This window comes from Pseudophaeobacter sp. TrK17, from assembly GCF_042192375.1.
Taxonomy (GTDB): domain Bacteria; phylum Pseudomonadota; class Alphaproteobacteria; order Rhodobacterales; family Rhodobacteraceae; genus Pseudophaeobacter.
Genome location: NZ_CP071700.1, coordinates 1834970 through 1855150 on the forward strand (window position 1 = coordinate 1834970; position 20181 = coordinate 1855150).

Consider the following 20181-nt stretch of genomic DNA (forward strand, 5'->3'; position numbering starts at 1 on the left):
TTAACGCGATTGAAGCGCTGCATAAAATGCAAAGGGAAGGCACAGCGCCTTCCCTTTTTTGTTGCGGGACATCCACGGCCACCGAGCTGGGCTACAGTCGGTGTTCAGGTGGCGTCCTCTGGCTGTTCTGGGGAGCTGGGATCCTTGGGGTTGGGATAGACCAGCCCAGCTGAGATCACCAGTTTCGCAGCATCCTCCACGCTCATCTCCAGCTCGATCACATCATCCTGCGGCACAAAGAGCAAAAAGCCCGAGGTGGGGTTCGGCGTTGTGGGCAGGAACACACTCATCAAAGCGCTGCCAGTATTGGCATGAGCCGAGACTTCGCCTTTGGCCGTGGTCGAGATAAATCCGATGGCCCAGATCCCACGGCGGGGGTACTGGATCAGGCAGGCTTTTTCAAAACTGCGTTCCGATTGGGCAAAAACGGTTTCCGAGATCTGCTTGATGCCGGAATAGATGGTGCGCACCACGGGCATGCGATTGACCAGGTTTTCGGCAAAGCCAATCAGCGAGCGGCCAATGATCCCCTTGGCAATCCAGCCAATGACAATGGTGAAGAGCAAAAAGAAGATCAGCCCGATACCACGCAGGTTGATGCCGATATATTGCTCTGGTGAGATCGTGTGCGGCACCAGAGGCAGCACCACGGAATCGACCCAGCCAACGACTGTCCACAGCAACCAGATGGTCAGGCTGACCGGAGCAATGACCACAATCCCGGTAAAAAACGAGGAGCGGAGCCGCGCAAAAACGCCGGGGCGGTGGCGAATGGGGTCTTCGTCAAAGGGTGTGGTCATTGGAAACAATCAGGTATGAGGAACAGTCACGTCCGTTACGTTAATCAGAACCTAGGTACTGATCACGCCGTGGGCAATGCCAGAGTCAAAGGAAAGTCACTCAACAGTTAAGTGCGACCATTTCTTTGGCAATTTCTGCAGCAAGCCGGGCATTATTGCGCACCAATGCAATATTGGCGGTGAGCGAGCGCCCTTCGGTGAGCTCGAAAATCCGCTGCAACAGGAAGGGCGTCACGGCTTTGCCGCTCACGCCTTGCGCATCGGCCTCACCTTGGGCCTGGGCGATCACCGGAGCCAGCACCTCGGCAGCAATTTCTGCCTTGCGCGGGATTGGGTTGGCAATCAGCTGACCACCTGGCAGGCCCATGGCGCTGCGCATGATCTGGGCGCGGGCGATGTCACCGGCGCTGTCCATACGCAGGGGTGCTGTCAGGTCGGACTGGGATGACCAGAAGGCAGGAAAGCTGTCCTGGCCGTAGGAAATCACCGGAACGCCTTGAGTTTCAAGGATCTCAAGAGTTTTTGGAATATCAAGAATAGCCTTGGCTCCGGCGGCGACAACCGTCACCGGGGTTTGCGCCAACTCCATCAGGTCTGCCGAAATGTCAAAACTGGTCTCGGCGCCCTTGTGGACACCGCCAATGCCGCCGGTGGCAAAGACGGAAATCCCTGCAAGCCGGGCCGCGATCATGGTGGCCGCCACTGTGGTGGCGCCGGTTTTGCCCATGGCCATGCAGGCAGGCATATCGGCGCGTGACACCTTGGCCACATCTTTGGCCTGGCCCAGTGATTGCAGCTGATCGGGCTCGAGCCCCACATGCAAGACCCCTTGCATCACCGCAATAGTGGCCGGAGTTGCGCCTGCGTCGCGGATGTCCTGTTCGACCTGGGCGGCCACTTCAACATTTTGTGGGAAGGGCATGCCATGGGTGATGATGGTGCTTTCCAACGCCACAATGGCGCTGCCTGCGGTTTTGGCAGATTGAACTTCGGCGGAATACTGGATGTCGATCACAGTGGGGTATCTCCTGAAACATAGGTGGCGGCGGCCTGCAGAGCAGTGTCCAGCGCCGTGTGTCGGTCTTCGCCACGCGCCTCGGCGGCGATATGGGCGGCCATGAAGGTATCGCCGGCGCCGGTGACGCGGGCCACGGTCACCTGGGGGGGGCGTTTGGTAATCACGGTATCTGCACCAGCATTGGCATCACTGGTTGTTGCATCACTGGCAGAGTTGTCGCCATCGGTGACCAGAACCCGCGCTGCGCCATTGGCGATCAACGCCAGCGCGGCCTCAGCGCTATTGGTGAAAGTGGTCTGACACAGCAGGCCGGCCTCTTCGAGGTTCACATAAAGCGTGCCACGGGTGGCCGCCAAAAACGGGTGCAACCGCTGCGCCTTGCCCGGAGAGGCGGGGGCCACATGCAGTTTGGCCTGGGCAAAAGCCGGGTCGGTGGCGATTTCGGCCAGCAGCGCCTGGGTGAGGTTGCCATCCAGCGCTATTGCGCCCTGATAGGGAGCCGTGGAAGAGCCCAGGGTACCATCCCGCAACGGGCGCAGGATCTTGTCGCCAGCGGCCTCTAGGGAATGGGCATCTGCGATGGCAGCAATCAAACCATTGCCGCCCTCGACCGCCATATAGCGATCTGTCGGCAACTCCGCTGAGCGGTACAGATGCTGGGTGCCGCAGCCCAGATCGGCGCAGGCGGCAATCAGCTCTTCGCCTTCGGGGTCTGTACCAACCGCGCTCAGCAGGTCGGGTTTCAGCCCAAAGCGCGCCAGTGTCATGGCAATATTCATAGCAACACCGCCGGGCAGGCGGGTAATGCGCCCCGGCATATCAGAGCCACGGCGCATATCCGTTGGGCAGCGGCCAATGATGTCCCATAGAACAGACCCGATGCAAAGCACCTGTAAGGCGTCAGCAGAAGAGGCGGCGGGCGTGAAGATATCCTGTGTCATGGCAACTCTATTGCGCCTTTTGTCGCGCCCCGCAAGCGACAAGCGGAAAAAGGCTGGGGGGGATCACGCGGGCGCTAGGGGGTGGCAAAAACCAAAGAGGCCCAGAGCGTTTGCCAGACTGCTTTTATCTCTGCCTGCGCCGAGCCTGAGTCTGCTGCCCGCACCGGGCGCAGCACCACGGCGTTCAGCAGGTATCGCCGCTTGGCCCGCACCGGAACCTGAACAATGCCGCTGTCATTGGCCTGTAACAGCTGGCGCTGAACACTGTCATCTCGCGCGCGCTCAAACATCTCGACCTGGGCATTGGCTCTGGGAGCGCCCTGATACAGCAGTTGCACCGGTATTTCTGCAGCGCTGCCATCCTCCGGCAGGGAGAGGGTATAGGGGTTTCGCAAAGCCACAAACTCAGTCTGCAGGCCAAAGGCCCGATCATCGCCCGCACCCTGATCGACAGCCACCAGCAGTTTGGCATGGCGGGTATAGTCTTCGCCAAAATTGGCATCTGGCAGGCCGCGGGCCTGATGGCGGGCTTGAATGTCGTCAAACCCTTGGGCCTCGGCAAAAGCGGCAAATTTCTCCCAACTCTTGTAGGTGACCAGGTCGGGCGTGGTTTCATGCAGGGCGATCAGCAGGCCGGGCCTGAGGCTGTCCAGGACCAGGGCGGGCATATCTCCCATCCGGCCCCTATAGGGCGTGACCTCGCCCGCTTGCACGATGTCGAACCGGTCAATGCGCCTGTCGAAATAGGGGAGGCGGGCGCCTTTGAACATTTGCCCGTTTCTGAGCTCGGCCGTGAGGGATTCGTCGGAATTTACTTGATATTTCTCTGGCTCAATCCAAAACTCATGGGCAAGCGCCGGGAGCGTCGACGCCAGAAGGGCGGCAAGGCTGAGACCTGGTAGAAAAACAGAGTGGATCATGGGGTTGAGCATTTTCAGGACTTTTCACTTGTGTGGCCTCAGGGTGGGCATCCTCTCGCTTCTGTCAAGCCTTATGCTCTGCCTGCCGATGGCCGCGCGCGCGCATGAGATCACGCCGACAATCGCAGACTTTGAAGTCTCTGATGGCCAGCTCAGGCTGCAGCTGCGGCTGAACATCGAGGCCTTTGTTGCGGGTATTGATCTGGATGACCGCACAGACACCAATAGCAGCGACAAGTCGGCCGATTACGATTTGCTGCGCAACATGGCTCAGGACGAGCTGGACCCCATGGTGCGGCTGTTTGTCGAAGACTGGCTGCCCACCATACAGGTACAGGCCGCAGGGCCGGTGCATTTGCAGCTGGAGAAGCTCACCATCCCGCAGGTGGGGGATGCCAGCCTGCCGCGCAGCTCTGTACTGGAGCTCACCGGGAGTGTGCCTGGATCGGCGCGCTATCTGACCCTCACCTGGCCAGAGCGGTCCGGGGCGGTGGTCTTGCGGCAGAACGCTGTGCCGGAACCCTATACTGGCTATCTTCTGGGCGGGGTGCGCTCGCCTGATATTGGCCTGATGGGGGGCGCGGTGCAAAGTGGTTGGGAGGTGTTTCAAAGCTACCTGCCCGTAGGGTTTGATCACATCCTGCCCAAGGGATTGGATCATATTCTGTTTGTGCTGGGGCTGTTTTTCCTCAGCACGAGATTACGACCCCTGTTGTTGCAGGTCACCACCTTTACCCTGGCCCATAGCATTACCCTGGCGCTGGGCGCCTTGGGCCTGGTGAGTGTCAACGCGGCCCTTGTGGAACCCTTGATTGCGGCCTCGATTGTCTTTGTCGCGGTGGAGAATATCTTCTCCCGTCGCCTGCATCTCTGGCGCCCTGTGGTGGTGTTTGCCTTTGGGCTGTTGCATGGGCTTGGCTTTGCCTCGGTGCTGGGGGAGTTCGGCCTGCCGCAAAATCAAGTCATTCCGGCCTTGCTCGGCTTTAATGTCGGGGTCGAGCTGGGACAACTGACAGTGATCGCCCTGGCCTTTTGCACCCTGGGCTATTGGTTTGGCAAACATCCCAAATACCGCGGGCGGGTGGCTATCCCAGCATCGGTGACCATCGCGCTGATTGGCAGCTATTGGTTTTATGAACGTGTGTTCCTGTAAGGCACGGAGCCAGATAGAGAAGCCGCACCGAGAAGCCACACTGGCAAAAGACTGGCAAAAGAACAGGCGCGGGAGTGTCCTCCTGCGCCTGTTCTGTGTCAAAACTGAATTGCGTTAAAACGGATGCGGCCCGGTGGGGCTAGCGCATAGCCGCCATAAAACGGCTGAGGGTGGCAACGGGATCTTCGGTGTTCCAGATCTCTTCGCCCAGACCAAAGAAATCGGTAAAGGGCGACACCGTGCGGATCAGATCCTCGGTCAGGCCTCCCTCGGCCACCACGGGCACTTCGATCATCTGCGACCACCACTGAAACAGCTCTGTTTCGGCCACGGCACCATCGCCCAGCCCGGAGGTGCCAACAGGCCCAAAACTCACGTAGTCGGCACCGGCTTCCCCGGCGCTGATACCGTCATGGCGCGAGGCGCCGCAGAAGCTGCCCACAATAGCATCCGGTCCCAGCGCTTTGCGGGCGGTGCGGACAGATTTGGAGGCATCGTTCAGGTGCACGCCATCCAGCCCCAGACGCTCGGCCAGGATTTGGTGGTCACTGATTACAATGGCGACGTCGCGGGCATGGCAGACCTCGCGCAGGGCATCGCCGGCACGGCTGAGCGTGTCCTCATCCCGGCTGGCCAAATTCAGCCGCAGGCAGGAAATCTCGGTGCTGTCCAAGACGCGGGCCAGCATGTCAGGGTAGCGACCCAACTCAAAACTCGGGGGAGAGATCAGGTAGATCTGCGGGGCTTCGGGGGCTTCTGAGGCGTTATCCATGCAGGTCACTCCTGTTGATCTTGAAGCACGGGTTTTAGCGGTTTTGTGGCCGAGCGCAAGGTTTGGGCACGCCTGCAGCCGGAATTCACCGCCTGTAGGTTCGATGGGACACAGCTGCCCAGCAGTTAGCGGTGCGATAAGGGGCATATGGGTTGCTCATTGGCGATGTGACGACTACAGCAAAGCGGTCTTTAGCGGAGAAAAGAATGTCCAACCACCTGCCACAACCTGCCTTTGTCCTAGTCCGTCCGCAGATGGGGGAAAACATTGGTGCGGCGGCCCGTGCCATGTGGAACTTTGGCCTTGACCGTATGCGTATCGTTGCGCCGCGTGATGGCTGGCCCAACCCCAAGGCCGTCGCCATGGCATCAGGCGCTGGGCGGTTGCTGGATGAGGCGATCCTGGCGGACGATCTGCCCGCCGCCCTGGAAGACTGCTCCTTTGTTTTTGCCACCACGGCGCGCCCGCGCGAGTTGGTCAAACCGGTCTATAGCCCAGAAGCGGCGATGAAGCTGGCGGCGCAAAAGATCAAAGCCGGAGAAAAAGTCGCGGTGCTGTTTGGTCCGGAACGCGCCGGGCTGGAAAACGATGATATTTCCCGCGCCAATGCCATTATCTCGGTGCCGGTGAACCCGGAATTCGCCTCGCTGAACCTGGGCCAATGTGTGTTGTTGACGGCCTATGAATGGCAGCGCCAAACCCAAGAGATCGCAGATGAGGTCATTGAGCTGGGCAAAACCGATTGGGCAACGGGGCACGATGTGGAGGCCCTGGTCAGCCACTATGAGAGCCGCCTGGACGAGGCTGGCTTTTTCTTTCCACTAACAAAGGCGGCGGGCATGAAGGTGGTGTTTCGCAATATGTTCAGCCGCATGCCTTTGACCCGCGCCGATGTGCAGATGCTCCATGGCGTCATGCGGCAGATGGTGCGCTGGCGGCACAAAGACGACCCTGGCGGGGACGGGCCGGAAAATGGTTCAGGAAACGCGCCAGAAAAGTGACATCTCAGGCCTGCAAAGGCGGCGCATGCTCTGGACCTTCGTCGCAAGCCTGCCTAGCTTGGCCTCAGTTCTAAAAGAGGCAAGCATGAGCAAGCGCAGCATTTTTGAAGAGGTCGCGGGCGACAAACCCGAGACCGCCCCAGCCGTCACTCCGGGCATGATTGATCGCGGCCGTCGCGGCGCGCGTGGCGCCATTCGGGCGTGGTTGACGGTGCTCTTTGCCCTGGTGGTCGCGATGATTGTGGTGGGCGGGCTGACCCGGCTCACGGATTCGGGACTGTCCATCACCGAATGGCGGCCGGTGACCGGGGCCATGCCGCCGCTGACAGAGCTGGACTGGCAGGCCGAGTTCGATAAGTACAAGCAGATTGACCAGTGGCGTATTGAAAACCAATGGATGGAACTGGCTGATTTCAAAGAGATCTATTGGTGGGAATGGGGCCATCGCCAGCTTGGCCGCGTCATGGGGCTGATCTGGGCTGTTGGATATTTAGGCTTTCTCATCACCAAGAAAATTCCCACCGGATGGGCGGGTCGGCTTGCCCTGCCGGGGCTGTTGGGCGGTGTTCAGGGCGCTATTGGCTGGTGGATGGTGTCCTCTGGCGTGACCCAGGGCGAAGGCATGACCGCTGTGGCCTCCTATCGCCTGGCGACGCACCTTGGGCTGGCCTTTGTGATTTTGGGCGTCATCGCCTGGTTTCTCCTGCAACTGGGGCGCAGTGAGCGAGAACTGATGCAGGCGCGCCGCGCCAAAGAGGCAAAGATCTTTGGCTTCTCTACCGGCTTGCTGCATTTTGCCTTTCTGCAGATCCTACTGGGCGCCCTGGTGGCAGGGATTGACGCCGGGCGGTCCTATACCGATTGGCCATTGATGGGCGGGCAGGTGATCCCACCAAACCCGCTGATGTTTGAGCCGATCTGGAGGAATTTCTTTGAAAATCCGGGGCTAGTTCAGTTTATTCACCGGGTCAGCGGCTATCTCTTGTTTGCCTTTGGCGTGGTGGTCTGGCTGAAAGGACGTGGCTCGGCGCATCCGCTTACCCGCAGCGCCTTTTCCTTAAGTTTTGCAATTTTGTGCCTGCAAATCCTTTTGGGTGTGATCACCGTGATCTACGGTGCGCCCTGGCAGGCCGCGATCCTGCACCAACTGGTGGCGGTCGCCCTTTGGGTGGCAATCTTGCGGGCGCGTTTTCTGGCGGGCTATCCCATTTCAACTTCGATCAAGGACCATTGACCCATGAGCATTTTTGACACTTTGATGGCCTATGAGCGCGACACGCAGGCGCTGGGGCAGATCGCCGGGCGTCTGGGCTGGGATCAGGAAACCATGATGCCGCGCGGCGCAGGCGCACAACGGGGCGAAGAAATGGCCGCCATCGAGGCGGTTTTGCATGCGCGCCGTTCCTCGCCGCAGGTGGCCGAGTGGCTGGCCACAGCGGAAGCACCGGATGTGGTGGGGGAGGCGCAGCTGCGCGAGATCAAGCGCAGCTATGAGCGCAGCGTCAAGGTTCCCGCCGATTTGGCGCGCCGGCTGGCCCGTGTCACCTCTGAGGCGCAGGGCAAATGGGCCGCCGCGCGCGCCGATGAAGACGTTGCCGCCTTCTTGCCAGTGCTGCAAGAGGTTGTGGCCCTGAAGCGCGAAGAGGGCCAGGCCCTGGCGGCGGGGGGCGATGTCTATGACGCCATGGTCGAGGACTATGAGCAAGGGACCAGCGCTGGCGAAATTGCAGCGATCTTTGAGGCCATGCGCCCCGGTTTGGTGGACCTGCGGGCGCGGGTACTGGACAAGCCTGCGCCACAGGCTCTGCAGGGCCGCTTCCCTGAAGGCGCGCAGATGAAACTGACCCGCAAACTGGCCAAGACCTTCGGCTATGACATGAGCCACGGCCGGGTAGACAAAGCCGTGCATCCCTTTAGTTCGGGCAGTGGGCTGGATGTGCGCATCACCACCCGCACCAGCGAAGAGGACCCTTTTAATTGCTTTTACTCCACCATTCACGAGGTCGGCCACGGGGCCTATGAACAAGGGATCAGCCGAGACTACCTGCTGACGCCCCTGGGGCGGGGTGTGTCGATGGGGGTGCATGAAAGCCAAAGCCGGATTTATGAAAACCAGATCGGCCGTAGTGCCGCCTTTACCAGCTGGCTCTATGGTGAAATGCGCGACACATTTGGCGAGTTTGGCATTTCGGATGCAGATGCGTTCTACAAGGCGGTGAACACCGTGCACAAAGGCTATATCCGCACCGAAGCGGATGAGCTGCAATACAATCTGCATATTATGCTGCGCTTTGATCTGGAGCGTGCCCTGATGGCGGGTGATCTGGAAGTTGGCGATCTGGAAGCCGCCTGGAACGATCGTTTTGAAGCGGACTTTGGCTATCGTGTCGACAAACCGTCAAACGGCTGTTTGCAGGATGTGCACTGGTCCGTTGGTCTGTTTGGGTACTTCCCCACCTATTCCTTGGGCAATGTCTATGCGGGCTGCCTGAACGAAAAGATGCGGGCGGAACTGCCGGGGCTGGACGCTGAACTGGAAAGTGGCAATACCAGTTCTGCAACCAACTGGCTGCGCCAGAACCTACAACAGCACGGTGGTTTGCGCAGCCCACAAGAGACGATTGCACTGGCCGCTGGCGCCGACCCCAGCCCGGCGCCGCTGATGCACTATCTGGAAGAGAAGTTTACCGGCCTCTATGATCTGTAAAACATCCAACCTTTGAAACAACGAAAGGCCGGGCAATTGCCTGGCCTTTTTCTTGTGCTCGCTTTGGTTTCGGTTAGATCAGGGCCATACGTTCGGCGCGCTCCGGATCCGGGAAGGGGCGGAACAGACCAAATTCTGCATGGGCAATCAGCGTGTTCACATTGCGATAGAGCCGCGCCACTTCCTCGTCATCCTCGCCCAGGACGCGAAAAGCCTGATCCAGCTGGGTCATATTCTCGAACTCGATCTCCAGCAGAAAGTCTTTGCAACTGTCGCTGGCCAGGTTCAGCTTACGCCGCAGCAACCGGTGCCCCCGCACAACGCCACGCTGTTTCAGATAATCCATCCATTGATCAACCGCTCCGGCAAAGGCCAGGGCTTTGGCTTCGTTATGGATGTCGATGGCGCAGTGATAGAGGTTCATAAGCAGATCCTGGCGAGTTTTGTGGGCTTTTGATCTCCTTGCTAGCCGAAAAAGCCTTCGCTTTCGTTAAAACCCGGGTTTTCACCTCCAGATGCCACAATTTTGCTCTCCTTTAGGGGGAGTTTGCCCGCAGGATGTACACTCATTTTGAGAGAGATATTTGCAATGAAGAGGTTTTTAGCTACCGCGGTTTTGTCGCTTTTTGTATTTCAGTCTTCGGTGAACGCGGCTGAGCTGACGCGCAGCGAGATCCGAGAACTGGCCTATGCGGGGGATTATGCCAGTTTGGAACGCAAGCTGAGCGCGGAGCGTGCGCAGCCGCTAGTCGAGAGTGAGGATTTTTTCAAACTGCGACGGTTGATGTCAGTTTTTGAGGCCTCCGATCCGCGCATGGTCTCCTTTGTTGCGGCCTGGGTCGACGCAGAGCCAGGCTCTGCCTTTGCCCATTCGGCGCGCAGCTTTTCGCTCAGCCGGGGCGCCTGGGATATTCGCGGGGAAGCCTATACCAAATATGTGCACCCGCAGGCCCTGGCGGTGCACCACAACATGATCCAGCAGGCCATTGCCCACGCGCGTCGCGCCCTGGAACTGGACGCAGATTTCATTCCCGCCTCTGATGCGCTGCTGAACCAAAGCGCCACCTCGCGGGACAAGACCGAGATCCTCGAGACCCTCGACAGGGTTATGATACAGCAACCAAACTGGGGCAGCCTGCGCAGGTCGCTGGGTATGGCCCATCAGGGCTATGGCGGCACAGCAGACATGCTTGAGCAACTATGCCAAAGCTACGCGCCGCTGGTCCCCAGTGCTGGTCACGACATGCTGTTTCGCTGCCGCTATTTTGGACTGAAAAGGTACTATTTTTCTGAGAGTTATGAACTGCGCCAGACAATGCAGGCAGCGGTGGCAAAAGACCCTGAATTTGATCTGAGCCGCGCCATTGGCATGACGGATCAAAGCGATAGCCATAACCGCACAGAAGATGAAATCGCGTTTGCGCGCAAAACCATTCTGGAGCAGGCCTGGTGGAGACCTCAGGTTGTTCAGAACTTTGACATGGCCTTTAGAACCCGGTTGGGAGGGCGGTCTCTAGAAGAAGAAATCGCGGTATTAAAGATTGACGAGGTGAAGGTGGGGCTACGGCATGATCCGTTCAACTCCGATTTGATGGGGGTGATACAAGACTGGATCCGCCTGCAAGGACAAAATGGGTCTTCTGAGATGACGGAGGCCGAAATGTCTGAATTTAGAAAGCGAATCGAAAAGGACTTTGCCCTGCGCCAGGTTATCGCGGCCCCTTTCTCGGAAGATAATTGGAATACCTTGGGCCGATTTCAGTTTGACTTTTTCCAGCCAGAAAGCCTTTTTGCGAGCGATCCGTACTACCAAAATGCTGTTGTCTATTCCGGTTTGAAGGATAGGGCGCTCTACGGCTACCTTGGCAAAAAGGCTCATCAGTTGCGGATGCTGAAAGACGTGCTGACCCAGGAGGACCATCCCGATATCCTACCCTGGAAAGACTACGCTCGCTCATTTGACCGCAGTGGCTTGGTGAACTGCCCATTCCTGCGTGCCTATCTTTTGTTGGAGCAGTTCTGTGCGGCAAACAGTGGCCGGGGATATTGCGCAGAGGAGGATCTTGCATCCTTTGCGCCACAGTTGAAGGTGGCGCAGGCGGATCAAAATTGTGAGTATATCAACGGGTTAAGCCCGGAAGAGCTGGCCTTTCAGCCGGTTGAGGTGGATCTGTCTTATGATCCTCAGGCGCATTGGCCGGCGGTTGAATAACACCGGCCAATGGTTTGTTAATTGACGACTATTCTTCGGTCGCCACGGCTGCTTCGTCGTCTTCGCCATTTTCGGCGATCCAGGCGACCGAAACCACCTCTTCGCCTTTGCCGGTGTTAAAGACCCGCACGCCGCCAGCGGACCGGGAGCGGAAAGAGATGCCATCAACCGGCACCCGGATCGACTGGCCCTTGGAGGTGGCCAGCATGATCTGGTCGCCGAGTTCAACCGGGAAGGTGGCGACAATCTCGCCGCCCTTCATGGCGCCAACCCCCTGGCCGCCACGGCCACTCACCCGGTAGTCATGGGCCGAAGTCAGATTGCCCGCACCGGGTTTGTTGATGGTGACAAGCAGATCATTGGTCGCCAGCATTTGCTGATAGCGCTCCTCAGACAGAACACCGTCCTCGACCTCTTCCGCGACCTCAGGTGTGACGTCGTCCTCGGAAATATCCGCGCCAAGCTCAGACCGGAAGCGCTTGATAAAGGCGCTGCGTTCCCAGGGGTCGGCGTCAAAGTGGCGGATCACCGACATAGAGACAACTTCAGCCCCATCGCCGAGTTTGATACCACGTACCCCAACAGAATTGCGGCTGTTAAAGACCCGCACGTCTGTGGTTGGGAAACGGATCGCCCGCCCGGTGCTGGTGACCAGCATCACATCGTCCTCTTCAGAGCAGATGCGGGCATTGATCAGCTTGGTGTCGGCATGCTCATCCTCGAACTTCATCGCAATCTTGCCGTTGGCTTTCACATTTGTGAAATCCGACAGCCGGTTGCGGCGCACAGTTCCGGCAGAGGTGGCAAAGATGATCTGCAGATCTGCCCATTCCTCATCGGGGCGATCTACCGGCATGATCGCTGCAATCGACACCCCAACCGGGATCGGCAGGATATTGACGATGGCCTTGCCTTTGGACGTGCGTCCGCCCTGTGGCAAGCGCCAGGTTTTGAGCTTGTAAACCATGCCATCGGTGGTGAAGAACAACAGCTGGGTATGGGTGTTGGCCACAAAGAGGTTGGTAACAACATCCTCTTCTTTGGTCTGCATCCCCGAAATGCCCTTGCCGCCGCGCTTTTGGGCGCGGAAATCCCCCAATGGCGTGCGCTTGATGTAGCCGCCAGAGGTGATGGTGACCACCATGTCTTCGCGCTCGATCAGGTCTTCGTCGTCCATATCACCGGACCAATCGACGATCTCGGTGCGACGTGGCACGGCAAACTGCTCGCGCACTTCATGCAGCTCATCGCAGATGATGCCCATGATCCGTTCCCGCGAGGACAGAATTTCAAGGTATTCTTTGATCTTGCTTGCCAGGTCTTCCAGCTCATCGGTGACTTCTTTGACGCCGATCTGGGTCAGTCGTTGCAGGCGCAGTTCCAAAATGGCGCGGGCCTGGGTTTCAGACAGATTATAGGTGCCATCTTCGTTGGCGGTATGGGTCGGATCATCAATCAGCGCGATGTATTGCAGGATTGGCTGGGCGGGCCAGCGCCGTGTCATCAGCTTTAGACGGGCTTCGGCAGCATCAGCGGATTGGCGGATGGTGGCGACGATCTCGTCGATATTGGTGACGGCCACGGCCAGACCACACAGCACATGGCTGCGCTCGCGGGCCTTGCGCAGCAGGTAGGCGGTGCGGCGCGCCACCACATCTTCGCGGAAATCAATGAAAGAGGTGAGGAACCGGCGCAGGGTCAACTGTTCGGGGCGACCCCCATTCAGCGCCAGCATGTTGCAGCCAAAATAGGTCTGCATCGGGGTGAAACGGAACAGCTGGTTGAGCACCACCTCGGGCGTTGCATCGCGTTTCAGCTCGACCACCACGCGCACGCCGTTACGGTCGGATTCATCTTGTACGTGGGCGACGCCTTCGATTTTCTTGTCGCGCACCTGTTCGGCAATTTTTTCAATCATCGCCGCCTTGTTGACCTGGTATGGCACCTCATCAATCACGATGGCGTAGCGGTCCTTGCGGATCTCTTCGACGCGGGTTTTGGAGCGGATGATAACGCTGCCGCGCCCCTCCAGATAGGCTTTGCGCGCGCCTGACCGCCCCAGCATGATGGCACCCGTGGGGAAGTCAGGGCCGGGGACATAGTCAATCAGCTGTTCGCTGGTGAGATCCGGATTGTCGATCAGCGCCAGGGTGGCATCAATCACTTCGCCCAGGTTATGGGGCGGGATATTGGTGGCCATACCCACGGCAATACCGCCGGCCCCATTGACCAGCATGTTTGGAAAACGTGCAGGCAGAACGGTGGGTTCTTTGTCTTTGCCGTCGTAGTTATCCTGGAAATCGACCGTCTCTTTTTCGATATCCGACAGCATAAAGGCCGCAGGCTTATCCATGCGCACTTCGGTATAGCGCATAGCCGCCGCGTTATCGCCATCCATCGAGCCAAAGTTGCCCTGACCATCCAAAAGCGGCAGCGACATGGAGAAATCCTGCGCCATCCGAACCAAGGCATCATAGATCGCGCTGTCACCGTGCGGGTGGTATTTACCCATGACATCGCCCACAGGACGGGCAGATTTGCGATAGCTCTTGTCATGGGTATTGCCGGTCTCATGCATGGCATAAAGAATACGGCGATGCACCGGTTTCAACCCATCGCGCAGGTCGGGAATGGCCCGGCTGACGATGACGGACATGGCGTAGTCGAGATAGGAGGTCTTCATCTCCGCTTCGATGGAGACCGAGGGACCATCATAAGTGGCGCGCTGAGGAAGGTTTTCTTCTGCGTTTTCAGGAGTTTCCGGCGTATCTGTCACGTTTGCTGCCCGTTCTTTTCTATGGGTCTATATCTTGTTGGTGCACCCTATCAGAGAGCACATATAGGGCGCAAGCTAACTGCCGGTTCTGCACTGGCATTCTACTGGCTTTGTACTGGTTTTGCGGGGTTTTTGAGGGAGTTTGTGCGGATGAAATCAGGATTTGCACGTGGTTAACCTGTTTCGGGCTAGTCTATATCTTGGGGGGCTTTCAAAAGGAGGCCGCAGATGGAGATGAACAGTACCGAAATGATGCTCAAGGGCTATGGGTTGACCACTGCCGAGTTCACCTATCACATGCCCGATCATGCCCATGTTCTGAACACCTATGTCTGGCAGGACTACGACTTAGCGCCGGACCATGAGCGCCTGTTCAAATTTATCGAATTTTGGCAGCGCGAGCTGGACGGGCCGTTGCATTCCGTGCGGTTCAGTCATCGCAAGATGATCAGCCCGGGTGAGTGGCGCAATGTCAAAGGTATCTTGAACCTGCACTAGCAGAGGGCGGTCCGCTGGTGCTGCTACCTAGGCGGGCCACTGGCCTGTCGTTGCTCAGGCACCTGTCAGGCGGAACAGCTGGCGCCGCCCAGTACGCAAAACTTGGCGCAATGGGCGTGGTTCAACCGTACCGGGGCCTCGGCTTCGGCCAGCGTCGCGCCCAGTTCGAACTCTGGCGCATAGGGCAGCAGGGTACAGGCGAGCACCACTGGGGTCCCGGCGCCTTTGCGTTTGACCACCATGCGGGAGGAAGCACACATCACGTCATTGGGGGATTTATCCAGAATGCCCCAGCAGGCTGTGGTGATTTCCGGCACCTCGACGTTTTCGTCCATTTCGGGAAACAGCACCGTGGCGCCCGGGTTCTGAGCGTCAATGTCAAATCCGTGTGTCTGATAGAGCGCTGCAAAACCGGCACGGCTATCCGCCTCGCTTTCGCCCCACAGGCTGCGACCTGCCACGGCCATTTTGATGCCCATATCCCGCAACCAGCACATGCCTTTGATGGTCTTGGCAAAACTGCCTGACCCGCGCTCTTCGTCGTGATGCTGTGCAGAGAAATGATCCAGCGACACCCGCAGTGTCATCTTGCCGGGGTAGGCGGCTTCCAGCTCCTGCAGCCCGGCACGCATCGATTTGCGCATCATCGGCAGCATAGCATTGGTCAGGATCAAAACCTCAAACCCCCGCGCCAGGGCGGTTTTGGTCATGGCGATCATCTGCGGGTTCATAAATGGCTCACCGCCGGTAAACCCGATTTCGCGGATCGGCCAGGCGCGCTCAGCTATTTGATCGAGATACTGCCCCACCTCAGGTTCGCTCAGATAGACCAGGGCATCATTGGTGGGTGAGCTGAGGATATAGCAGTTCTCACACTCGATATTGCACAGGGTACCGGTGTTGAACCACAGGGTTTCAGGATTGCTCAGCGCGACGGAGGCGCGTTCGGACCCATCCGCTGTCACCTGACTGTCTTTGAATTTCCCGATATTGGCGGTTGGGCTGGTTAGATCTTTCACACTTAAGCACCCTCGGACAGTTTCTTTCGCTGGAAGCTAGCTTATAATGGTGGAAAATGAAAAGCCGCCACAGGTCTTTATGACAGGGAAGTGATGGTGCGCCCTCGGAACCGGCACAGTGTCGCTGCAGGAAGTTGGAAAACAAGATGGTATCTCGTGTCATTCCGGTCGACCCTTTTGACCTGGTGGTGTTTGGAGCAACAGGCGATTTGGCCCGACGCAAGATTTTGCCGGCCCTGTTTCGTAGGTTCTGCGCCGGGCAAATTCCTGATGGTACCCGGATTATTGGCGCCGCACGATCAGAGTATTCGATTGCGGAGTATCGCGACAAGCTGGCGGCGGACTTGAAGAAGAACACCAATGATGCGCTCTGTGACGCCAATGTTCTGGCGGCGTTTTTACAGCTGGTGACCTATGTGCCGCTGGATGGGAGCGCAGAGACCGGCTGGCCTGCGCTCTGTGAGCGCCTGTCCGGGCGCGGCGGGGACGAGCGGGTGCAGGTGTTCTATTTCTCGGTTGGCCCGGCGCTGTTTGAACCCCTGGCAGAGCGTTTGCACAGCTATGGTTTGACCAGTGCCGCGACCCGTATTGTGGTGGAAAAGCCCTTTGGCCACGATCTGGCCTCGGCGCGGGATCTGAACCGGACCCTGGCCAGCCATTTTGACGAGGGGCAGATTTACCGGATCGACCACTATCTGGGCAAGGAAACGGTGCAAAACCTGATGGCGGTGCGGTTTGGCAATATGTTGTTCGAGCCGCTTTGGAACAGCCAGTATGTTGATCACATTCAGATCACCGTGGCGGAAACCGTCGGCGTGTTGGGGCGCGAAGATTACTATGAACGCGCCGGTGCGATGCGGGACATGACGCAGAACCATCTTATGCAGCTTTTGTGCCTGATCGCCATGGAGCCGCCGGCAAAGTTTGATCCCGACGCCGTCCGCGACGAAAAGCTCAAAGTGATCCGTGCCCTGGATCCGGTGGAGCCCTATCACATCGTGCGTGGACAATATGCGCCCGCGCCGGGGGCGGTTGGGCGCGATTTGAATTACCGTGAAACCGTTGGCAATCAACGCAGTAGCACCGAAAGCTATATCGCGCTCAAGACCCATATCAGCAATTGGCGTTGGGCCGGGACTCCGTTCTACCTGCGCACGGGAAAGCGGCTCAAGGCGCGTTCCTCGGTGATCAATGTGATGTTCAAGGATGCGCCGCATTCCATTTTTGGCGAAGAGGCCGGGCGCCATGCCAACCATCTGAAAATCCGCCTGCAACCCAATGAGGGCATCACCCTGAGCGTCACCATCAAAGAGCCGGGACCGGGGGGGATGCGCCTGATGGATGTACCGCTGGATATGAGCTTTGCTGAGGCCTTGGGGCCGGAGGGGAGCGAGCCGGCGGATGCCTATGAGCGGCTGATTATGGATGTGGTGCGCGGCAACCAGACGCTGTTTATGCGCGGCGATGAGGTCGAAGCTGCCTGGGGCTGGACTGATCCGATTATTGCCGGTTGGCAGGCGAGGGGGGATGTTCCCAAACCTTATGAAAGTGGCAGTGCAGGACCTGGAGATGCGGATCTGTTATTGCGCCGCGATCAACGTGAGTGGAGAGGGATAAACCCATGAATATTAGCGAATATCCAGACCGTGACATGTTGGCAATTGATGTGGCCAACGCGATCGCCGGAGATCTGAAAATGCATCTTCTGCATCACGATATCGCTGCGCTTGCGGTGGCGGGCGGCACCTCACCGGCGCCGATTTTTGACGATCTTTGCGCCGCTGATCTGGACTGGAACCGGGTCAACGTCATGGCCACGGATGAACGCTGGGTGGCACTGGAAAGTGACCGCTCCAATGCCCGTCTGATCCGCGAACGTTTGCTGACGGACCGGGCTTCGGCGGCGCATTTCCTGCCCTTTCATGTCCCCGCCAGAGAGCCCGAAGAGGTTCTGGCAGAGGTTGAAGCCCAGATTGCCCCAAACCTGCCGCTTTCGGTTGTGCTGCTGGGGATGGGAGAGGACATGCATACCGCCTCGCTGTTTCCGGGCGTAGAAGGGCTGGAACAGGCCTTGGCCGCTGATGCGCCAATCCTGTGCGTGCTGCGCCCTGACAGCCAGCCAGAACCCCGCGTCAGCCTGTCAGCCCCAGTGTTGAACGGAGCGCTGTCCAAACATCTGGTAATCTACGGGGAGGCCAAGAGACGGGCGCTGGAGAAGGCGCTTTCGCTGCCGCTTGAACAGGCCCCAATTCAAGCGGTCTTGACCGAAATGACGGTGCACTGGGCGCCGTAGAAATAGTCGCCCCTTCCAGACAATGCCCCTGCAGCCTATCCCCCTGCAGGGGCCGCTCCATCCAGGCTGACAAACTGCTGCTTCAAGCTGTCGGGCGGCGGGTACCCGGCGCTGCCATCGGGGCTGCGCAGCACCATGACCGCCTCTAGGCTTGCCCGCAGCCCATCGGACCAGATCTGTTGTTCCATGACATATGAGCTGTTGCGAAACGAGACGCAGCGCGCGGTGGTAATATAGGGCTCATCCAGCACCATTTCCCGCATGTAGTGCACATTGGCATTGCGCAAGACGGTGCGCGGCGCTGGCTCGCCTTCAAAATGCTTGGCGCAGAACTTGTCGAAATAGGTGACACGGGCGGTTTCAAACCAGCCCAAGTAGGCCTTGTTGTTGACGTGACGCAGTATATCGAGCTCGGAAAATCGAACCCGATCGGCCAGGGCCATTGGCTTAGGCTGGTCCAGCCCCTGCGCGCGTTGTTCATCCGCGCTGAGCGGTGTGAGAAATCGTAAATCCATACCCCTGCGCTAAACCGCCCAAGGCACAAAAGGCAAGAGACCTGTTTCGTGCCGCCGCGTCGCCGGCGTCTTGAAATGGCCCGTTTTCAGCGGTGTCGGAGGAGGGGCAGAACAGCTAACGGCGAGCCAGCAACACCGGCGCGTAAAGGTGCGGCGGTCAGGTGAAAGCCAAGCATTGGATAATTTATGGAGCGGGTAACGAGAATCGAACTCGTAACTAAAGCTTGGGAAGCTGCCGTGATACCTTTTCACCATACCCGCCCTCAGGGTCTTGCTACCCAATGCCAAGGGTGAGGTCAATATGCTCAAACCGGGTTTTCGGGGTCCTCTTTTGGTGGGGTGAAGCTGCGGAGGTTTTTTGGGTTGTAGCGCAAAGCAGGATCGGCGCGGCGCATGAAGGCGGAGGGGTGAATCTGGGCGTCGTCGGGGATGTGACGATATTGGGCCAGTGGCAGGTAATAGCCAAGAAGCCCCTTTTGAGCGGGCCAATTGCTGCGGCGCACCAGGCGGGGGAAAAGTTCCAGAATTGGCCAGAGTTTGCGTAGTTTCATCTGACTGTGCAATCGGGCTTTGGCGCTGGGGTGTGAGACTTTTAGGTTCATGCGCTCAGTCACTTTGTCTTTTTTGCCAAGCACATAGCGGTCATAGTACTGCTCACGAAACTCGAGACTGTCGACGCTGAGCGCGTCAAGCTCCTGGCGCATCCATTGCATGGTTTGTTTGGCCAGCCCGGCCTCAGCTTCTGGCACACTACCTGCGACATCGGTATGGGTGCCGGGAAACCAGACCTGTTTTACATCCTGAGGGTCCGGGTTCGTTTTGCTGCGAAACCGGGTGCCGTGATACTCTTGCCCTTCTTGCCACATCTGTTGGCGGAAAAAGCAGCGGGTCTCATCAATTGAAAGCACATGGCGCACGGCTTTGACTGATGGGTTTTCGTCGACGCTGGAGTGGGTGCCGAATTCGATAAAGGTGTCTTTTTGCAGCCGAATGCGGATCATTGAACTGACCGTATCCCAAAGCCCCAGAAACCGGATAGGAACCCGGCGCAGGTGGAAAAACTGCTCAGATATCCGCAACGGAGCGAACTGTTCATTGGGCCCATCCTGGCGCAGTTTTCGCCAGGCTTTGAATACCGGACCGATCAGGTGCAGCTCATGCGGGGCGACGAGGCCGAAATCATTGATGAAACCAGCCAGGACGCGCGCGGTATAGGCCCCCCGTGAATAGCCAAAAAAGTAGAGCCTGTCGCCTTCGCGGTAGTTTTCGCATAGGAAGGAATAGGCATGCAGAACATTGGCATGCAGCCCCCAGCCAAAGGCCAGGCCTGCCACCAGTTTGGTTTTGGCAAACAGGCTTTCGGCAAAGGGGCGGGTCGAAAGCGTGCCAACGCCCGGTTCATAATAGACAAGCTGATTATCGTTGTGCTTCAGGCACTTGTAAAGCCGCAGAATATTGCTTTCGTTCTGTTCGACCTCGTTTCCGGTACCATCCAGGCAGATAATCAATTTGCGTGACATGAATAAGCTTTCCGAGAAAAATTCCCGGAAAGCTAT

At 58.3% G+C, this 20181-nt stretch carries 18 protein-coding genes and 1 tRNA gene; 8 read left to right on the forward strand and 11 right to left on the reverse strand.

Annotation, left to right across the window (positions count from 1 at the left end; translation table 11 throughout):
- Window positions 1–104 precede the first annotated feature (104 nt).
- The 4 genes from JZI28_RS08580 to JZI28_RS08595 all read right to left on the reverse strand — a co-directional run bounded on the left by JZI28_RS08580 (window position 105) and on the right by JZI28_RS08595 (window position 3679).
- Window positions 105–800, reverse strand: a complete 696-nt coding sequence (locus JZI28_RS08580; protein WP_297341439.1) for a DUF502 domain-containing protein — start codon at window positions 798–800, stop codon at window positions 105–107.
- Window positions 801–900: 100 nt separating this feature from the next.
- Window positions 901–1815, reverse strand: coding sequence for a pseudouridine-5'-phosphate glycosidase (locus JZI28_RS08585; RefSeq protein ID WP_375699851.1), 915 nt, complete (start codon window positions 1813–1815; stop codon window positions 901–903).
- A complete protein-coding gene (locus JZI28_RS08590) occupies window positions 1812–2759 on the reverse strand; it encodes a PfkB family carbohydrate kinase (protein ID WP_375699852.1) in 948 nt (315 codons plus the stop codon). The genes JZI28_RS08585 and JZI28_RS08590 overlap by 4 nt, the downstream gene beginning before the upstream one ends.
- Window positions 2760–2833: 74 nt before the next feature.
- Window positions 2834–3679 (reverse strand): DUF4198 domain-containing protein, encoded by an 846-nt coding sequence (locus JZI28_RS08595; RefSeq protein ID WP_375699853.1) that lies wholly within the window; start codon window positions 3677–3679, stop codon window positions 2834–2836.
- A gap of 88 nt (window positions 3680–3767) precedes the next feature.
- Here JZI28_RS08595 and JZI28_RS08600 point away from each other — a divergent pair, with 88 nt between their 5' ends.
- Entirely contained in the window at window positions 3768–4832 is a 1065-nt protein-coding gene (locus JZI28_RS08600) for a HupE/UreJ family protein (RefSeq protein WP_375699854.1), read from the forward strand.
- Between the two features lie 139 nt (window positions 4833–4971).
- Here JZI28_RS08600 and JZI28_RS08605 read toward each other — a convergent pair whose 3' ends face one another.
- Complete coding sequence (locus tag JZI28_RS08605) at window positions 4972–5604, reverse strand: thiamine phosphate synthase (protein ID WP_295452008.1); 633 nt, start codon at window positions 5602–5604, stop codon at window positions 4972–4974.
- A gap of 206 nt (window positions 5605–5810) precedes the next feature.
- Between JZI28_RS08605 and JZI28_RS08610 the strand changes: the two genes are divergently transcribed.
- The 3 genes from JZI28_RS08610 to JZI28_RS08620 all read left to right on the forward strand — a co-directional run bounded on the left by JZI28_RS08610 (window position 5811) and on the right by JZI28_RS08620 (window position 9312).
- Complete coding sequence (locus JZI28_RS08610; RefSeq protein ID WP_375699855.1) at window positions 5811–6605, forward strand: RNA methyltransferase; 795 nt, start codon at window positions 5811–5813, stop codon at window positions 6603–6605.
- A gap of 85 nt (window positions 6606–6690) precedes the next feature.
- Window positions 6691–7839, forward strand: a complete 1149-nt coding sequence (gene ctaA, locus JZI28_RS08615; RefSeq protein WP_375699856.1) for a heme A synthase — start codon at window positions 6691–6693, stop codon at window positions 7837–7839.
- 3 nt (window positions 7840–7842) lie between these two features.
- A complete protein-coding gene (locus JZI28_RS08620; protein WP_375699857.1) occupies window positions 7843–9312 on the forward strand; it encodes a carboxypeptidase M32 in 1470 nt (489 codons plus the stop codon).
- A 73-nt stretch (window positions 9313–9385) separates the two neighbouring features.
- Here JZI28_RS08620 and JZI28_RS08625 read toward each other — a convergent pair whose 3' ends face one another.
- Window positions 9386–9736, reverse strand: a complete 351-nt coding sequence (locus JZI28_RS08625; protein WP_295451997.1) for a DUF6614 family protein — start codon at window positions 9734–9736, stop codon at window positions 9386–9388.
- A gap of 165 nt (window positions 9737–9901) precedes the next feature.
- Between JZI28_RS08625 and JZI28_RS08630 the strand changes: the two genes are divergently transcribed.
- Window positions 9902–11524 (forward strand): DUF4034 domain-containing protein, encoded by a 1623-nt coding sequence (locus tag JZI28_RS08630; RefSeq protein ID WP_375699858.1) that lies wholly within the window; start codon window positions 9902–9904, stop codon window positions 11522–11524.
- 28 nt (window positions 11525–11552) lie between these two features.
- Here the strand turns inward: JZI28_RS08630 and gyrA are convergent, their stop codons facing one another.
- On the reverse strand, window positions 11553–14300 hold the full coding sequence (gene gyrA / locus JZI28_RS08635) for a DNA gyrase subunit A (protein ID WP_375699859.1): 2748 nt from the start codon (window positions 14298–14300) through the stop codon (window positions 11553–11555).
- 228 nt (window positions 14301–14528) lie between these two features.
- Between gyrA and JZI28_RS08640 the strand changes: the two genes are divergently transcribed.
- Window positions 14529–14798: an usg protein gene (locus JZI28_RS08640; RefSeq protein WP_295451987.1), complete on the forward strand. Its 270-nt coding sequence runs from the start codon at window positions 14529–14531 to the stop codon at window positions 14796–14798.
- Between the two features lie 65 nt (window positions 14799–14863).
- Here JZI28_RS08640 and JZI28_RS08645 read toward each other — a convergent pair whose 3' ends face one another.
- The gene (locus JZI28_RS08645) at window positions 14864–15817 is read right to left on the reverse strand and encodes a radical SAM protein (protein ID WP_375699860.1); all 954 of its coding nucleotides are present in this window, start codon (window positions 15815–15817) and stop codon (window positions 14864–14866) included.
- Between the two features lie 146 nt (window positions 15818–15963).
- Here JZI28_RS08645 and zwf point away from each other — a divergent pair, with 146 nt between their 5' ends.
- Window positions 15964–17442 carry a glucose-6-phosphate dehydrogenase gene (gene zwf, locus JZI28_RS08650; RefSeq protein WP_297338848.1) on the forward strand — a complete coding sequence of 493 codons (1479 nt, stop codon included), beginning with the start codon at window positions 15964–15966 and terminating at the stop codon, window positions 17440–17442.
- A complete protein-coding gene (pgl, locus tag JZI28_RS08655) occupies window positions 17439–18110 on the forward strand; it encodes a 6-phosphogluconolactonase (protein ID WP_375699861.1) in 672 nt (223 codons plus the stop codon). Before zwf ends, pgl begins: the two co-directional genes overlap by 4 nt.
- A 35-nt stretch (window positions 18111–18145) precedes the next feature.
- On the opposite strand, the gene JZI28_RS08660 is transcribed toward pgl, so the two are convergent.
- From JZI28_RS08660 to JZI28_RS08670, 3 genes are all read right to left on the reverse strand, one after another.
- Entirely contained in the window at window positions 18146–18625 is a 480-nt protein-coding gene (locus JZI28_RS08660) for an acyl-CoA thioesterase (protein WP_375699862.1), read from the reverse strand.
- A gap of 187 nt (window positions 18626–18812) precedes the next feature.
- Window positions 18813–18886 (reverse strand) — tRNA-Gly (locus JZI28_RS08665).
- Window positions 18887–18930: 44 nt separating this feature from the next.
- Entirely contained in the window at window positions 18931–20145 is a 1215-nt protein-coding gene (locus JZI28_RS08670; RefSeq protein ID WP_375699863.1) for a DUF2235 domain-containing protein, read from the reverse strand.
- Window positions 20146–20181: the final 36 nt, after the last annotated feature.

Coding starts and splice junctions, on each gene's coding strand:
- JZI28_RS08670 (WP_375699863.1), bottom strand. CDS start 20,145: ATGTCACGCAAATTGATTATCTGCCTGGATGGTACCGGAAACGAGGTC.
- JZI28_RS08605 (WP_295452008.1), bottom strand. CDS start 5,604: ATGGATAACGCCTCAGAAGCCCCCGAAGCCCCGCAGATCTACCTGATC.
- JZI28_RS08595 (WP_375699853.1), bottom strand. CDS start 3,679: ATGATCCACTCTGTTTTTCTACCAGGTCTCAGCCTTGCCGCCCTTCTG.
- JZI28_RS08610 (WP_375699855.1), top strand. CDS start 5,811: ATGTCCAACCACCTGCCACAACCTGCCTTTGTCCTAGTCCGTCCGCAG.
- JZI28_RS08580 (WP_297341439.1), bottom strand. CDS start 800: ATGACCACACCCTTTGACGAAGACCCCATTCGCCACCGCCCCGGCGTT.
- JZI28_RS08590 (WP_375699852.1), bottom strand. CDS start 2,759: ATGACACAGGATATCTTCACGCCCGCCGCCTCTTCTGCTGACGCCTTA.
- JZI28_RS08600 (WP_375699854.1), top strand. CDS start 3,768: ATGGCCGCGCGCGCGCATGAGATCACGCCGACAATCGCAGACTTTGAA.
- pgl (WP_375699861.1), top strand. CDS start 17,439: ATGAATATTAGCGAATATCCAGACCGTGACATGTTGGCAATTGATGTG.
- JZI28_RS08640 (WP_295451987.1), top strand. CDS start 14,529: ATGGAGATGAACAGTACCGAAATGATGCTCAAGGGCTATGGGTTGACC.
- zwf (WP_297338848.1), top strand. CDS start 15,964: ATGGTATCTCGTGTCATTCCGGTCGACCCTTTTGACCTGGTGGTGTTT.
- JZI28_RS08620 (WP_375699857.1), top strand. CDS start 7,843: ATGAGCATTTTTGACACTTTGATGGCCTATGAGCGCGACACGCAGGCG.
- JZI28_RS08630 (WP_375699858.1), top strand. CDS start 9,902: ATGAAGAGGTTTTTAGCTACCGCGGTTTTGTCGCTTTTTGTATTTCAG.
- ctaA (WP_375699856.1), top strand. CDS start 6,691: ATGAGCAAGCGCAGCATTTTTGAAGAGGTCGCGGGCGACAAACCCGAG.
- JZI28_RS08660 (WP_375699862.1), bottom strand. CDS start 18,625: ATGGATTTACGATTTCTCACACCGCTCAGCGCGGATGAACAACGCGCG.
- JZI28_RS08625 (WP_295451997.1), bottom strand. CDS start 9,736: ATGAACCTCTATCACTGCGCCATCGACATCCATAACGAAGCCAAAGCC.